Source organism: Okeania sp. SIO2F4, from assembly GCF_010672385.1.
GTDB lineage: Bacteria > Cyanobacteriota > Cyanobacteriia > Cyanobacteriales > Microcoleaceae > Trichodesmium.
This window is the reverse complement of sequence record NZ_JAAHGT010001341.1, coordinates 1-1,692: the sequence shown is the minus strand read 5'-3', so window position 1 is coordinate 1,692 and position 1,692 is coordinate 1. Positions and strand designations below refer to the sequence as shown.

At 39.1% G+C, this 1,692-nt stretch carries 1 protein-coding gene; it reads left to right on the top strand.

From position 1 onward, the window contains the following. A partial coding sequence (locus F6K22_RS40240; RefSeq protein WP_375340239.1) for a lipase family alpha/beta hydrolase occupies positions 1-1,492 on the top strand: 1,492 nt, incomplete at its 5' end. Positions 1,493-1,692 lie beyond the last annotated feature (200 nt).

Sequence of the window (1,692 nt, the reverse complement as noted above, 5' to 3'; positions counted from 1 at the left end):
TACTAAAGAAGTAGCAGTTACTCTTGTTAAACCCAGAGATGCGGAACAACTGCAATCGGATCGCAATGCCAAATTAATGAATGGTTTAGTTGAAGTACAATCCCATCCCAGTTTGCAAGCAAAATTCACTCTAACTACTGTTTCCCAAACCACACGATCTGTGGATAATGTGGTGACACCACCCCTACTCAGAGAAGAACCAGGAGCAATTGAATCGTTTCAATTTACCACCAGTCGTAATAGCGATCCAGGATTAGCTGCTGTGGAATTATTTAATGTTAATGATGTTAATTTGGTTACTAAAGATGCACCTTTAAAGCTAATAGTTGACCAAACTTTAGAAGAGGATGAGTACATTTTACCTATTAGTCACGATGGTGAATTTTTCTTACCCCTAGGTTATGGTGCGAAGCAGGGAGAGCAAACAGAAATTAGTTTGGAACGTTTACCGAAACCAACTACAAGTAGCCGTAGTTTAGATGGTTCGATTAAAATTTTCTTCAAAAAACTCAAGAGTCAAAAATTAGGAACTTCCTATGAATATCCGATTTTAGCATCAGCGGAGGTGAAGCAAGAAAATAATCGGGAAAAGGTAACTTACGAGAAAAATATAGAAGAAGTCAAAAAACAAGTTGATTCTGCTCAGAAAATAGTCCTCTACATTCATGGTATTATTGGCGATACCGAAACTATGGTTGGTAGCGTTCAAAGGGCAACAGTAAAGATAAATGGGGAACAACGTCCTCTGCGGGAACTTTATGACCTGGTTTTAACTTTCGACTACGAAAATCTCCAGACAACCATTGAAGAAAATGCGCAGTTGCTGAAAAAACGATTAGAAACTGTAGGTTTAGGAGCAAATCATGGCAAAGAATTACATATTGTTGCTCACTCCATGGGAGGATTAGTTTCTCGCTGGTTTATCGAACAAGAAGGAGGTAATGAAGTTGTGCAACATTTAGTAATGTTAGGAACTCCCAATGGAGGTTCTCCTTGGCCACAAGTTCAGGAACTAGCATTTGTGCTGTTAAATTTTGGTTTGAATAAAATTCCTGCAATGGCATGGCCTGCCAAAGTTGTAGCGGATCTGGGCGCAAAGTCTTTACAGTTTATAGAAGCAAACGATAATTCTCTCGATCAGATGCAGCCTGATTCAGAGTTTATCACAAAACTTGCTGATAATCCAGATCCTCACGTTCGTTATACTATTATTTCTGGAGATCGGTCGATGCCAACATCGAAAAAACAATCTAGTTTCCTAGAAAAGTTTAAGGCAAAACTTTTTAATAATCTAGCTACCAACGCATTTATTGATGGTTTGGTTTTTGGCACGGAACCTAATGATATTGCGGTGCATTTAGCAAATATTAAAAAAGTGAGTAGCGATCGCTCGCCTCAACCAAGGATATTACCGGATGTTGCTTGCGACCATTTGACTTACTTTACTTCAGAAGCAGGGTTGAAAGCATTGGTAGATGCTTTGAGTAATTAATAATTAATAATTCAGTAGGGTGCGTTAGACGGCTACAATATCAGACTGTGAAAGGTATTTAACAATCCGTCGTAACGCACCGCTTTAGTTTTCCCTCTGTCGGTGCGTTATATCAAGTCCAGTAGGGTGCGTTAGACGGCTACAATATCAGACTGTGAAAGGTATTTAACAATCCGTCGTAACGCACCGCTTTAGTTTTA